Annotated in this window: 15 protein-coding genes; all 15 read right to left on the bottom strand. The window is 57.2% G+C overall.

The annotated features are described in order from the left end of the window. Nucleotides 1-121: 121 nt before the first annotated feature. Nucleotides 122-730: a hypothetical protein gene (locus G6N74_RS28440; protein WP_165121363.1), complete on the bottom strand. Its 609-nt coding sequence runs from the start codon at nucleotides 728-730 to the stop codon at nucleotides 122-124. A gap of 3 nt (nucleotides 731-733) precedes the next feature. Beyond that, on the bottom strand, nucleotides 734-3,085 hold the full coding sequence (locus G6N74_RS28435; RefSeq protein ID WP_165121362.1) for a phage tail length tape measure family protein: 2,352 nt from the start codon (nucleotides 3,083-3,085) through the stop codon (nucleotides 734-736). A 585-nt stretch (nucleotides 3,086-3,670) separates the two neighbouring features. Further along, entirely contained in the window at nucleotides 3,671-3,985 is a 315-nt protein-coding gene (locus G6N74_RS28425; RefSeq protein ID WP_165121360.1) for a hypothetical protein, read from the bottom strand. A 2-nt stretch (nucleotides 3,986-3,987) separates the two neighbouring features. Next, nucleotides 3,988-4,419, bottom strand: coding sequence for a phage tail tube protein (locus G6N74_RS28420; protein WP_165121398.1), 432 nt, complete (start codon nucleotides 4,417-4,419; stop codon nucleotides 3,988-3,990). A 73-nt stretch (nucleotides 4,420-4,492) separates the two neighbouring features. Then, a complete protein-coding gene (locus G6N74_RS28415; RefSeq protein WP_165121359.1) occupies nucleotides 4,493-4,921 on the bottom strand; it encodes a DUF3168 domain-containing protein in 429 nt (142 codons plus the stop codon). Beyond that, nucleotides 4,922-5,377 (bottom strand): HK97 gp10 family phage protein, encoded by a 456-nt coding sequence (locus G6N74_RS28410; RefSeq protein WP_165121358.1) that lies wholly within the window; start codon nucleotides 5,375-5,377, stop codon nucleotides 4,922-4,924. It abuts the gene before it with no gap. Further along, nucleotides 5,377-5,730 carry a head-tail adaptor protein gene (locus tag G6N74_RS28405; protein WP_246246027.1) on the bottom strand — a complete coding sequence of 118 codons (354 nt, stop codon included), beginning with the start codon at nucleotides 5,728-5,730 and terminating at the stop codon, nucleotides 5,377-5,379. Before G6N74_RS28405 ends, G6N74_RS28410 begins: the two co-directional genes overlap by 1 nt. After that, entirely contained in the window at nucleotides 5,717-5,902 is a 186-nt protein-coding gene (locus G6N74_RS28400; protein WP_165121357.1) for a hypothetical protein, read from the bottom strand. The genes G6N74_RS28405 and G6N74_RS28400 overlap by 14 nt, the downstream gene beginning before the upstream one ends. Nucleotides 5,903-5,906: 4 nt before the next feature. Beyond that, the gene (locus G6N74_RS28395; protein ID WP_246246026.1) at nucleotides 5,907-6,344 is read right to left on the bottom strand and encodes a hypothetical protein; all 438 of its coding nucleotides are present in this window, start codon (nucleotides 6,342-6,344) and stop codon (nucleotides 5,907-5,909) included. A gap of 26 nt (nucleotides 6,345-6,370) precedes the next feature. Beyond that, entirely contained in the window at nucleotides 6,371-6,646 is a 276-nt protein-coding gene (locus G6N74_RS28390; protein ID WP_165121356.1) for a head-tail connector protein, read from the bottom strand. Between the two features lie 48 nt (nucleotides 6,647-6,694). After that, complete coding sequence (locus tag G6N74_RS28385) at nucleotides 6,695-7,900, bottom strand: phage major capsid protein (RefSeq protein WP_165121355.1); 1,206 nt, start codon at nucleotides 7,898-7,900, stop codon at nucleotides 6,695-6,697. A gap of 5 nt (nucleotides 7,901-7,905) precedes the next feature. Further along, a complete protein-coding gene (locus tag G6N74_RS28380) occupies nucleotides 7,906-8,772 on the bottom strand; it encodes a head maturation protease, ClpP-related (RefSeq protein WP_165121354.1) in 867 nt (288 codons plus the stop codon). Continuing rightward, entirely contained in the window at nucleotides 8,769-10,034 is a 1,266-nt protein-coding gene (locus tag G6N74_RS28375; RefSeq protein WP_165121353.1) for a phage portal protein, read from the bottom strand. Before G6N74_RS28375 ends, G6N74_RS28380 begins: the two co-directional genes overlap by 4 nt. Before the next feature lie 17 nt (nucleotides 10,035-10,051). Continuing rightward, nucleotides 10,052-11,749 carry a terminase large subunit gene (locus G6N74_RS28370; RefSeq protein ID WP_165121352.1) on the bottom strand — a complete coding sequence of 566 codons (1,698 nt, stop codon included), beginning with the start codon at nucleotides 11,747-11,749 and terminating at the stop codon, nucleotides 10,052-10,054. Further along, nucleotides 11,746-12,129, bottom strand: a complete 384-nt coding sequence (locus tag G6N74_RS28365) for a hypothetical protein (RefSeq protein ID WP_165121351.1) — start codon at nucleotides 12,127-12,129, stop codon at nucleotides 11,746-11,748. The genes G6N74_RS28370 and G6N74_RS28365 overlap by 4 nt, the downstream gene beginning before the upstream one ends. Between the last annotated feature and the right edge of the window lie 1,434 nt (nucleotides 12,130-13,563).

The raw sequence follows: 13,563 nt of genomic DNA, 5'->3' as shown, positions 1-13,563 counted from the left end.
CGGCCCAGGACATCCGAAGCCTGGGTCCATGTATGTCTGAAGAACCTTCACAAGGATGGCCTTTGCACCGAAGGCCCCAACTATCACCTGACCGACGAGGGGCGGATGCTGCTCCAGCAGATCACCTCGACTCAATCGCCTGAAAGCTGACGCTACCGCGTCCGGTCTGAAGATCAGCCGTTGACGATATCGACCCGGGAACGATCGTCATCAGGGTGTACGGTTTGACGATGTTGACGGCTTGGCCAACATCCGCAGCGGGCCAAAGATGCGGACGGATTTCAAACTGATTGGTTGGCGTTCCGGTTGCCGGCTCCTGCACGCGGTGGAGATCACGGCCGCCAACCCGGATCATGTCGCCGATGCTAAGACTGACACCGGCAAGTCCAGACACAGAAATAGCTTTGCGATTGGCATTGATCGTTGCGATTGAACCGACCGGCAGTGCTGACGAACCCGGATGCTTGATCGGCCGGCACCGAGACAGCGGCCATCCCCGGAATTGCTGAATGCCGTTTTCCATGACATCCAGGCGCGCCCGCCATTCGTCGAGTAGGTTCGGCGACAACGAGCGCGTGACATAGGAGGTCTTCCAGAGTGGCGAACCGAGATCCTTGGCCCGCGTGACGCCGTTGGCCTGCCGCGACTGCTCCTGTCGCCACAGCAATTCGAATTCTGTCGACCAGCCAGGGAAGATGTCGAGAAAATCGAGGGGATAGGTGATCGCCATCTGTTACCACCTACCGTTCGGTCTGCCCTTGACGATCATCTTGACCCGGGACTCGAATTCCATCTGCTGCTTGGCGACCACCTTCTGAAGCCGATCAACGGCAGCCGCATCTGCTCCGCGCGCGTCGATGACGGGTGCGAATGTCATGCTTGGACCGTTGTTCTGATTGGCCGGCGAATGAATGCGTGGCATGCTAGGAGCGCCTACAAGGCCGCCGTTGGCGTAGCCCTGCATCTTCCGCAGATTGTCGACACCTATTCGCTTCGTCGTCTCCGCATCGAAGACGTACTCGCCTTTGTGGACAATGCCGGCTGGCTGGTACTTACCTCCGGGGCCGGTGTAACCGCCTTTGTCGAAGCGTAGGCCGGCCCAAGGATCGGACCCGCCAGAAGCAAATCCGCCTCCGCCGCCTCCACCAATACCGAATACCTGACCTATCAGACCGAATCCATTTCCATTGCCGCGACCGAACAAGTCGTTCATGGCTAGTTCTAGGAGTTGATCGCCGATCTTCTTCAGGACATTGGCAAACGCATCGCCCGCTGACGCACCACTAATCAGGTCATCAATGAACCCGCGCGTCGCATCGCGGCCGACGTTCATCCATTCCTGTAGATCCTGCTGGGCTTCTTCCGCCTTCCGCAAAGCTTCCGCCTGGCGAGCATAGGCGTCGGAGACCTCGTTGATCTTGGCAATCTGCTCGTCGGTAAGTTTGGCATTTTGCCAATCTTGGTCGCCCTTCTTGCGGGCTTCCTCGCGAACTTGCTTTAGAGCTTGCTGCTCGAGGTCAAAGGCAGTCTTCCGTTTGGTCTGAGCCTCAAAGGAAGCGCCAACCATCGCAGTTTCCTGCGCGAGTGCCGCCGTGCGTTGCCTGATAGCCTCGATGTCCTCAAAGAAGCGATCATCCGCAGTTTTAGCTGGAGCGTTGGTACGGCTCTTCTTGTTGGCGCGAGCAACTGCCTTATCATACTCGGCGCCCAAATCCTCGCGGTTTGGTGCTGGTGTGGGCGTTATATCCGTGCCGCGATACAGCGCGCTCTGAATTGACCTTTCCGTGGCAATCTGGATTCGATTGACGTGCCGTCCGTTAGGCGACCCGCCCGCACTAGCCGCATACGCGTCAGCAACAGCCTGAGACGCGCCGCGTGCTTCGGAAATAATGCCATGCAGTGCGCTTATGATACCGGCAAAGCTTGGATTGGCTCGTTCAAGGTCTGCAATCGCGGCGTTGATTTCGTCAATGCTCAACTTGCCGTCTTTTGCCTTATCGAAAATATCCTGCAGCGCGTCCTGTAGTGGCTTGGACGAAACGTTGGCCATAGCGCGATCGAATTTATCAATCTCATTGCCAACCTCATCTGCTTTTTGTGCAAGTCCTGGCAGCGTTGCCGCCGTGATGGCCGCTTGAAGCGCCAAATCTCTAAGGGAGTCTCTCGCAGAAGACAGCTTCGGATTAATCTCAGCTATTGCGTCAATCTGAGAGATGAACGCCTTTACGTCGCTGTTTTTAGCAAGGTCACTTAGTGCTTGTTCAAACGGCTCGAACTGAGACTGGATTACCCTTTGGAGCGGCCCCTGCCCTCCACCGCCGCCGCCAACCGTCCGGTAAACCTCGTCAAAGATTCCTTTGATCTGCGTTGCCAAAAGATCCCTGGCATCCTGAACATCCTTCTCGTTCAGGGCGTTTACGGAGTTGACGGATAGGGCGGCGTAATTGCGTTTCTTGGCAGAAGCTTCGTCCCATGCGTCGCCGAGAAGCTTAATGTTGCCGTCATGAGACTTAACGATGTCGTCAAGACTCTTGATGTCGCTGCCGCCCGCGATGGCATAAGCGGCAATAGCCACGGCAGCCGCGGCGGCTGCAGCTGTCGCCAGCGGGAAGCGCGTCACTAGACCAAGAACACCATCGCCGACTGCCTTAAGGGAGCCACGCAGCCCCCGAGGGCCGTTCTCCAGCGCGTCATAAATCTGGCCGGCCTGCGAAGCGAAAATCTGCATTGGCGGCGCGCCAAGTGCGAACATCGTGATGACGTCGTTTCCCTGCCGCGACAGATTGAGCATCTGGTTTGCTGTAAGCTTTGAAGTCGCGCCGAACTTGCCCATCTCGACAGAACTATGTGCTAGCGCGCCCTGCCACTCCTTGACCTTGGAAGCGACAGGGATGCCAACCAAGTCGTTGATGCGCTTCTGTACTGGCGACATCGATTGATCGATGCTCTTGCCGAACGCATCAAAAGACTTCGTATATCCACTCGTGGATGCCGTAATGTCCTGGCCCAGTTGACGAAGTTGGCGTTTGATAGTCGTTAGATCAGTACTGACACTAATCAGCAGGTCGTCATCTTTACCGGTCATCGGGATCCCGCTATAACCGCACCATAAAGGGGCTTGATGTTATGAAATATTTGGTTGGTGCAGCCTGCGTTGCTGTGATTGCAGCAAGCGGTGTCTATTTATCCGGTCAATACAATATGCATGGGGAACAGCGGAACGCGGCTAGAGCATCCGCAGCCGCGGACGCATACTTGTCATGCCGACGGGCCGTCGCTGACGACACCCGCTATTCTGGAACCGATCCCGACACTGTAGGCGATGCAACGCGTGAGGCGGATCTATGCGCTATGCGATACCCTGAATTGGCGGAACTAGGTTCGCCCCTTCAATCAGTTCAGCGAAAGACACGGATCGCAAAAATGCAGTCCGCGTCCGCTAACTAACCGTACTGCCGGACTAGCGCGTCCAAGTCATCGTCACTCGGCCCTTGCGGCTTCTCTTCAACGCCATTGGCGCGATTTAAGCCGTCTCTAGCGGACAGAAATTCTGTAAGCGTTGATTCCCAAAATACAACTGGATGCCAATGGAGGAAGCCAAAGGCGTCCTCCATCCACGCCCGCCAAGGAAACGGATCTTCGTCCGCTTCTTTTTGGTTTCCTTGGCGGCCTAGGCTTTTTTTGGTGTTTTTCGAAGGTGATGCGCCAGCGCTTCGTTGATTGCCGCCGCACAAGCGGCAACATCGCTGAGCTCAAGTTTGTCCACCGCCGCTTCGGCGTCACCACGAATTGTCAGTCGAGGAATGGCCGCAAGAAGAGTCGCAGCCTCGACGCCGGACAAACGTTCGAACAATTCGCCGAACGTCTTGCATCCGAGTTCAGTCGAGAGCGACGCTAGCCCCCTCATAGTCGCAGCAATCACGAGGTCAATGTCGCCAATCTTAAGTGCGACTTCTCCTCGTGCGCCATTAACCTCATGTGCCATGATTATACCTCAGCTGCGAAAGTAAGGACGCCGGCCGCAACGAAGGTGGCGTCAAAGCCCATCGTGCCTTCCTGTTCACCGTTGAAGGTAAAGTCGGTCACGTACCAAGCGCCGGTAAACGTGCCCAAGCCGGGGACGATGACCTTCGCATTGAAGACCGTCGCATCGGTGACGTGCTGAATGAATGCGGTCGAGCTCGCGCCCGCCACATACTTGCCAGATCCTGAGAAGGTGCGGTTCTTGATGCCTGGAGTACCAGTTTTCTGCGGCGTATTAGCGGGAGTCACGCAGTCCGGAATCGTGGTGTCGACGTCGTTGGCCGACATGTTGAAGCTTCGCGTCTGAATGCCGCAAAGGTTCGAGAACACTTCCGGCTCGGCGCCGTCGCCGATCTGGATGAGCAAAAGACGGCCTGTCTGCTGGCCGGGAGTGATCGCCATGCGACCTTCCTTTCAAAGAAATGGCCGCACGATGGCGGCCGATATGTTGGGGGATTTTGGCTTTGATCTACGATTCAATGATCGCAGAGAACTCAACGATGCCGTGGCCGGTGGTTCCGTCGGGATCGTAAAACACCCGCTCGCCGCGGTGCTCGAGCGTGACTAGCCGCTTAGTTGGCAAGGCGAGAGGATAGTTGTGCAGCGCGTTCACTACTTCGAATCCTATCGCCCTAGCGTCCTGCAGTGCACCACCTCCGTTCGCAAGTGGGTGACTGTCGTCAGTCCAGACGTGGATGTTCATTGTTACGGATAGGCCGGAAATGCACGATGCGTCATCACGTGTGGAATAAGCATCATCTAGAACAACGTATGGGGCAACCATGGTCGCCGACGGTCTGTAAAAGACTTTGTTGGCGCCCATCAACGCTGTCAAAGGCGCGTAAGTTCGCAGCCTTGCCGTGGCCACGCCTATCAACTCGTGTGTCGGTGCGGCCATCTATTTACCCAACGAGGTTTTGACGGCCTTGCTGATGGCCCGGCTGATTTTGGCTCTGGCGTTCTTGCGGTAGGACTTCCACGTCGGGAAAACATGCGGTTGCCGTATCGTCCCCGGATGAGCAGTTCCCGGAAACAGGCCGCCATTTATATGCGGAGCAGTTCCGAACTCCAAAAAACGCCAGATGTAGTCAGCGTAAACGGCCGTCGCGTCGGGATCTTTCGATTGCTGGCCGCCTACCGGCGTGATGCCTGGATTGTCAGCCTGCCGGGCACCCTTAATGCTGGCCTTGTAATCACCGGAAACACCAACTGGGGCGACCGCGGCAATTCGTTTCGCCGCTTCCTGCGCAACCTCAAGCTTGGCCTCTGCCGCCGCCTCGGTGACACCTGGCGTGATGCGCTCAAGCTTTCGCATAAGGGCTTCGCGGCCAAGGACTTTTGTTTTGAAAGCCATTACGAGCTCTCACCCTCAACAACCAGCATCTCAAGATAAGCATTCCGCTCATCCGGATTCACGATCGTCTTAATGTTGTAGGTCTTGCCGGTTCGTGCGTTCACAGCCCGCCAGGCAGGAGTGATTTCTCGCGTGCGGGTAGAACTGCGAATGGTCAGGAGAAACGGCTGTACGCCCGTTAGGCGGGCCGCAATTACGGGCTCGGTGCCAAGCCGTGGAGCCAGGCGAGCCGGCTCGGTGAACTGATCCGCGAACGGCCCGGTAACATCGTTCCCATACCCATCCGGCACAACGCCGCGAACCTGAAATGTAATGCGCTCCGACAGTGAGCCGGTGCCGCTACGTTTTCTCATCGGCAGCCTCCGGCTTCTCGCCTTTACGTGGTGTCTTCAACCGCACGGCCTTGCCCGCAGCAACGGCGGCTTCCGCCGCCGCGCGCGTGACATTCAGCGTCATGCCGGACTTGTAGGCGATCGTGCTTCCAGGCAGGCGGAAGTCGTAGTCGGCAAGAAACCTAACCCACACCGGCTTACGCCGCGATCACAGCCGCAGTGGCGTTGGAAGTAGCGGTGACAACGCCGGCCGAGTTGGTCGCGGTTACAACGCAGGTAATGACCTTGCCAAGTTCACCAGCGGCAAGAACGCGTGTGGTTCCTGTGACGCCCGCAATGGCTACGCCGTCGGCGTACCACTGGCGAGTATAAGTAACAGTTGGGACGCCCGTCCAAGTTCCGTTGGTCGTAGTCAGCGTCTGGCCGACCTGAGCCGTACCGGTGATTGCAGGCGCAACGGTGTTAACCGGAAGTGCCCAAATCGGAGAAATCTTCAGCGTGCCGCCGTCATTCCAAGCCTGTCCGGAGCCGGCTGGCGCAGAGGTGGGTAGTCCGGTGAAATTAACGGTGCCGCCAAATACTGAAGTGTCGCCACCGTCAGTGTTGTAGTTTTTAGGGGAGTAATTCTCGGCCATCAGGCCCTCCATAAAGTCCGCGAGCGTCAGACGCGCATCAAGCGGAATGGGTCAATGAGCCGCTTGGCGGCCGGATTTTCGGAAAAGCTGTCGACGCTGATCTCGCGATGCTCGTAGAGTTCGCCAACCATCAAAAGCGCAGCCGCTTCGAACTGGAATGTCGCCTCGGCGGGGACCGTCTCTCGATTGCAGTGTTTCAATGTCCACGCGGTAGCGGCGCCCAGGTAAGCCGTGATCAGTTCGTCATCGTCATCGTGAAAGATGTTGAGGTGCTTTTTGGCTATCGCCAAATCAACAGCCATTGACGCCTCCAAATAGGTGGGGCGCCCTCTCGAGCGCCCCTTGAAGCCTTACGCTTCGATCTTGTGGTAGCGGAACACAGTCGGGTCAACGACACCGCCACCAACGCGCTTCGTGGTGTAGAACTGCACGAACGGCTTGTTAGTGAACGGATCGCGCAGAACGCGAACACCGAGGCGATCGAGAACCAGATAGCCGCTGAAGTCACCGAAGATGATCGGGATATTGCCGGCTGCGACGTCCTGCATCGCGGCGAGTTCGGTGACCGGGAAGCCGAGAACGTTCGCCGGCTGACCAGCTTGAAGGCCTGGCTGCCAGATGAAGTTGCCGTTGCCGTCCTTGATCTTGCGGATAGCGCCCTGCGTCTTACGGTTCATCGTGAACCGGGCATTCGGGGTGCGCTCGCTAGGCAGGTCATAGACCAGATCCACGAGGCCCTCGAGCTTCAGGGCAGCAGCTGCACCAGACTTGACGGTTGGGATGGCGCCAAACGGGTGGTCGCCAGCAGACTGGTAGTCAAGCAGGCCGCGAGGCTTGTTGGTTCCGTCGCCGGACACGAAGGCAACGCCTTCCTGATAAGCGAACTCGGTCTGCACTTCGTTCGAAAGCCATGTCTCGATGTTGATGAGCGAGTCGTCAAGAATGCGCTGGGTTGCAGCAGGATTGGCGTAAATCTCACCGAGCGTGAAAGTCTCGCTGGCAAGCTCCGGATGGCCAGTCTTGGGACGTGCCGCCGTCTCGCCGACCCAACCGGAAGCCGTATCGCGATCGTTGTAGACCTTGGTGAACGCGTTGGAGCTGACCTGCTGAACCGTCGCGATACCGCGCATAGCGGAGACGATCTTGAGAGCGTCGACAACAGTGCGATCCCACTCCACCGGAGCAAAATAGCCGCCCTCGGCTGGCGTGCCGATATTCAGGTCGGCCTTCGGCGCGCTCTTGATCGCAGCGCGAAGCTCACGCTCATCGCCTTCGCGAAAGAACTTGTCGAACGCCGCGTTGTAAGCGGCATTGACCGGCTTGTCGGCCTCGGTCTGTGCGCCCGAAGTCTGAAGTGCGGCAAGCTTTGCAGCCTGCTCATCGAGAGCCGCCTGCAGGTCGGAAACCGCGGTGTTGATGCGTTCGACCTTGTCGGTGCGAACTACGTCTTCGGTGCCCTTCTTGACGTCGGCGAGCGCGGCGTTGTGTTCGGCCTTGAATGCCTCAAAGGCGCGGCCCTGCTCTTCGATAAGGGACTTGATTTCAGTGGCGTCCATATGGACTACCTCCTAAGTATAGAAAGATTGCTGGTGAGGGCCGTGCTAATCGCGGCCAGGTTCTTATGGTCGTCTTCGCCAGCGTCGCGCGTGGCAGGGTCGGCATCGCGCTCGCCCTTTACTTCCTTAAGCATGGCATTCCGCTCTTTGCGGGGTACGCCCTGCTTGGCCAGAGCGGCATCGATTCGCCGCATGGCCTGAATATCAGCAGGCAGAGCCGCCTTGGCTTTACTGTCTGTGGCTTTATCGAACTTGCCGTCCGCGAAGCCTTTGTCGATCGCCTCCGCGGCAGTCATGAACGTGCCGTCGGAGTTTTTGTTTGTGCCGTCCAGAAGCGCGAAAATCTCGTCTTCGCCTAGTCCGGTACGGGTGGCATAGATATCAGCCTGCAACTGGTCGAACTTCTGAAACAGAGATGCTGCTTCAGTGAACTCGTGATGGTTGCCAATGGCCAACCCCCACGCGCGATGAATCATGATCATCGTGCCGGTGCCCATAAGCACTTCGTCACCGGCCATCGCGATAGCGCTTGCCGCGCTAGCTGCAATACCCATTACGCGAACCGTAACTTTGGCCGGGTGTTCAGCGAGGAGGTTATAAATCGCCACCCCCTCAAACATGTCGCCACCAAACGAGTTGATGTTGACGGTTACGGGGTTCGCGCCGATTGACCTCAACGCAGCGGCCATTCTCTGGGCGGTAAAGCCGTTGCCATCCCAATCGCGGCCGATTGAGCCGTAGACGGAAATCGTGTTCTCATCATCTGACTCAGCCGCTAGCGGTGCGTATGCCGCGAGAACGGCACTAGGCACGTCCCATTTGTAGGCGCTGGGCCGCTCAATATCGCCAACAGGCGATCTGGTTAGGCTCATAAGTTCTTTTCCTGTGCCTTCGCGCCGTTTGCGGGCTGCGTCATAGGGTTTTTTAGGCTGTTAGCGTCGTCATCGCTGCGCTGGCTAAGGCCGACATAGTCGCGAGCCTCGTTTTGCGAAATCCACGGCCTTGAGCCACCCGCACCAAGTGCCTTTGCGAGATATTCCGCCTGGTCCTTGATGGACCCACGCAGCAATTCGCGTTCGTCGAAGTCGGCTTTATGGGTTTTCCGCTCTTCACGCGTCAGAAGCGACCGTGCCACTGCCTGTTCCCAAGCCACGAACCATGGTGCCAAGGCGTATCGCACGAAGAACAAACCGAGCGTCTCGATGCCCGAACCCCAAGAGGTGTCGTCCATCATTAAAAGCGGACGCGGCACACCAAAAGCTCGCGCAATCTCCTCGATCTGATGGTTTCTCGTCTCGATCTGCTGCGAATCGCGGGCAGACGGGGAAAATGGCTCGGCTTTCATCCCCTCTTCGAGGATCAGCCATTTGTGAGCATTCTCGGCGCCCGAGAACTTGTCTTTCAGGCTGGTGTCAAGGTTTTCGAACTCCTCATCGCCTAGCTTTCCGGGGTGAGTAAGCGCCCCTCCCACCATCGTGCCGTTCTTGAACAGGCGTGCTGCAGATTTCTCTGTCTGCATGGCGAGTCCGATGGCCTCTTTCGCCAGTCGGGTGCGCGAAAGGCCAACAATCCCATCGGTTGAGAAATCACGGAGATGGAAGACCTCAGACTGAGGCAATTCGATCTGTCGCCCGTCTTTTCGAGTGACTTGGTAGACGACCGAAAGGTCGTCTTTCTGCTCGACGCACACCCGCGACGGATGGAGCGGGTGGAGCGCAACCACCCTTCGACCAGATCGAACGATTTGAGCGTAAGCATTGCCCTCATTGAGGGCATTAGCCTGCATCAGGCGTCGAAACTCGTAAGCAGTCTGCCAGCCATTAGGTATCGAATGCAGGACGTCGAAAAGACTATGCTCTTCGTCTGCCTCGAGCGCACCGTTCGCGCCCTTGCGCATCAGGTACATTGGCAACATGCCAATACTGCCTGAAATCAGATCAACACACCGAAAGACGGCGGTATTAAACAGCGCCTTTGATGGTGTGATGAACGTTCCGCTTTCCGTCTCCGCGCCGCCGTAGAGGAACGGCGCCAGGTTTGGGTCATCCAACCCCGTAAATGTCTGCCAGTCGGCACGCGGCGAGCGCGCAGGCGCTCCCTCCGGCTTGGACCGGAACAGGTCTAGAATACCCATATTTTTCCTTGTTCCGGTTAGCCCGCCATGCGGATACCACGCGTCTTGTAGACGGAGGTTTCGTCCGGCAGTGCGCGCAGCCAAAGCCCGATGCACATAATCAGGGCAATGGCACCGTCTATCTTGTTCTCAGGACGCTCTTTTCGCGGATAGACGTTTTCCTTCACGTCGTAGTGACCGACAACGTTGCCGATCATCCAAGACAGCGGATCACGTGGACCGTACCTATGTGCAATCTTTCCAGATCGCATGAGTGCATCTAGCTCTTTGGTCGGCTCCGAGAAGTTCTGCACCGTCTGGCGATATTCAACGGCGTTCGCGCCTTGCTCAACAAGATGGTTTGCCATCTGCTGCGCCTGCCAAGGGTCGTATGCGATCTCTATGACCTGAAACCGACTAGACATCTCCATGATGTCCGCCTCAATTTGGTCGATGTCGATAACGTCGCCAGGCGTGGTAGTTAAGAGCTTCTGGCTTTCCCATCCAGAGTACGAATCATTCCGAGTCTCTGCGATTGCCTGCTCAGGAACATAAAACTTCGCGAACGGAATAAGCTCGCCATCGCGCTCAAAAATAGCGACCAAGGCTGCAATGTCGGTCTTAGACGCAAGGTCGATTGCGATCCGACAGGGCATTCCCTCGAAATCGTCAATATCAAGGCTTTCGTCCAGGCACCTATCCCAAGCCCGCATATCGTACAGAGCTTGATCACTCTGCACCCAAACATTCAGGTGCTTGGTTAGGAAGTTGGCCTGTGAAGCCGGAGAACCCATCGCCTTACGGCAAAGAGCCTCAATCTGTTCGGCCTCGACTGATACACCGTAATTGGGATTTGCCTTCCGCCACGTCGCTTCGATTGTCCAATCATCATCACGATCGATAGTGTAGATGATGCCGAAATAGGTCTCGTCTTCCGCAGTTCCCTTTAGAATATTGACGACATACGAACGATGTTCGTAGCAGATTCCTGTCTTATCGGATCCTGCCGTGGTAATGGCCCAGACCATCGACTGGTTGCGCTTGCCCGCACCCGTCTCGATGGCGTCGTAGACGCTGCGATCGCGGTGCGCATGCAACTCGTCAATCAGCGCAAAGTGCACGTTCTTGCCGTCCAGCGAGTCCGCGTCGGCGGAAAGCGCCTCGAAATAGCTGTTGGTGTTTTGCTGGATTATGCGGTGAGCCTCGACCTCAATGCCGAGAGACTCTCGCAATTTCTTGGCGCGGCGTAGCATGGCCTGCGCGGCCGCAAAGGCAACCTTGGCCTGATCTCGCGTTCGGGCCGCGCTGTACACCTCCGCGCCGCCTTCGCGTTCGGCAAATCCGCAGTATAGCGCCGGGCCATCCGAAAGCGTCGTCTTGCCGTTGCCGCGAGGAACCTCGGTATATGCGCGCCGGAAACGACGTTTGCCATTATCCTTCCGTAGCCACCCAAATGTGACCGTCAGAATGAAGGACTGCCAAGACTCGAGGCGTATTGCCTCACCAGCACTTGGCCCTTTGATGTGCGGCAAGAAGCATGTGAACTTGCAAACGCGCTCGGCGGCATCCGGGTCGAAGTAATAAATCCAGCCAGCCTGCGCGCGATCGAGGTCATTAAGCTGCCTCTGGCAAGCCTGGATAACAAATTCGCATGCCGCCAACTTCCCACAGACGATATCCTTAGCGTACTGAAGGCCATCCGCCACATGCGGGTATCGATCTTTGTCGAAAATCATTTGAATTCCGCAAACGGGTCGTCTTCAGGCTCTTTTCCGCCCGGTGCACCGACCTTGCTTCGGTCGGTCGGGCTGAACCCAAGCTTGGAAAGCGCCGTGATGAGCTTGGAGATGCCTCCACCATCGAGAATGCCACTGCGAAAATCAGCAAAAAGCCGACATGCAATCTCAAGCAAAAGACGATCCGCTCCAGTCAGCCATGTGCCATGCGTGGCCAATTCGTTCCAAAGAGTCGACGCCTCTTGAGGCATGCAATTTGGCGGCGCACCCACCGGAGCATCCACCTTCGGCTCGTTTGCGCGGGCCTTGCCACGCGCCGGATCTTTCTTAAAGGCGCCCTTAAGTTCGAGGGTCGCCGTAGGCTTCCTCGGACGGGCCATAGGTCACTTCCTGATTTCGAATTTTGCGGATGCGAAAATTTGCTTACCCCGCCGGTCCTGTGTCCGTTCGCCCCAGACTTATTGCCCGGGGGTGGGGGTCTGCCTTTCCTCGCGCTGCTTGGTGCTGTTGTGGTGGTGGTAACAAAGGCTTTGGAATGGGCCAGACCAGAACAACTCTGGGTCGCCTCGGTGCGGCGTTACGTGGTCACATACGTTCGCTATCGTGATCACCTCGCCATGCCTGCATATCTCGCACAGGGGCTCGTCCGATAGCTGGGCATGCCGTATCGCATTCCACTTGGCAGTCTTGTACCAGGCACGCCAAGGCACATTCGCCCTGACCCTGTCGGCATCGGCCTTGCGCTGTAGCGTGGTGCGCTGATGTGATGGGCTGAATGAAGGGGGACGTTTCGGCATGGCCTCACAGAAAGCCCGCCAGCATACCGCCTTATCATCGCGGCGCTGGCGGAGGGCTTACGGTAAACCGTAAGCGGGGATTGGTCAGGGTGCGGAGTTCCGCCCTCCGGCATCCGGCTTCCAAGGCCGGGACTCTTCTCACGAGTTTCACCCTGCTAGAGGCAGGGTCGCGGTCGATCTTCCATCGCGGTACTCCTCGGATAAAAATGCCCAGCGTGCCGACTATTGAGAGGGCAGAGGCTGGGCGAGACGCGGATGTCTGCGCTTGGCAGAGCAGAGCCGCTGACAGGGAATTGGTGCCCTAGCGAGGAATCGAACCCCGGACATCAATTGCAAAACATGAATAAAGGGAGCGGCTCAATCGTCTTTACGATTGGCGCGGCAAATGTGCCCTCACTCCATTGCCGATGCGTTCTGCGTCGATGGCAGTTGGCGCAACGAACATCACATTTACCTATTTCCGCGATAACTCGTTGAAGGGACATTCCAAGCGTATTGGCTTCACCAATAGAGAAATCCTTTTCGCTAACGTCCCTATGGTCAAACTCCAAGACGACAGGATCTGGTTCGCCACAATCAACGCACGGATGACGGCCAAGATGCTCTGCGACGTATGACCGTACCCGGTCACGCTCTCTTGCAGAGTGCTTCTTGGCTCTAGCCTTGTAGATGTGCTTGTTAGCCTCGTAATGTCGTCTTGCGGCAGCCTTCTGGTCAAGTGGATTTGCGTAGGCCATAAATTCCTTGCTACCTGACTTCTCTACCGGCGCAGAATAACGAAGACCGGGCGACATAAGCCGCATCGTGACGCTACGAACGTGTGCAAAGCAGTGACGCCGGCCATGACAACGTATGCCCATATGGGCAACCCTATAGCGGCAGCCTCAACCCACTTTCGCAGGGAGGCCGCCGCAGAAAGCCCAATGCAGCCGGAGGAGACAGCGCAGTGGGCGATGAAAGAGGGTGTGGGCGCTTGTCGGTCAGCGCCATATCTGATTACCTGCAAATGGGCTTTAG

Origin of the sequence: Mesorhizobium zhangyense (genome assembly GCF_011045115.1) — a bacterium.
In the GTDB taxonomy this organism is placed as follows: domain Bacteria; phylum Pseudomonadota; class Alphaproteobacteria; order Rhizobiales; family Rhizobiaceae; genus Mesorhizobium_M; species Mesorhizobium_M zhangyense.
Note: the sequence above shows the minus strand (reverse complement) of the source record. Positions and strands in the feature narration are given on the sequence as shown.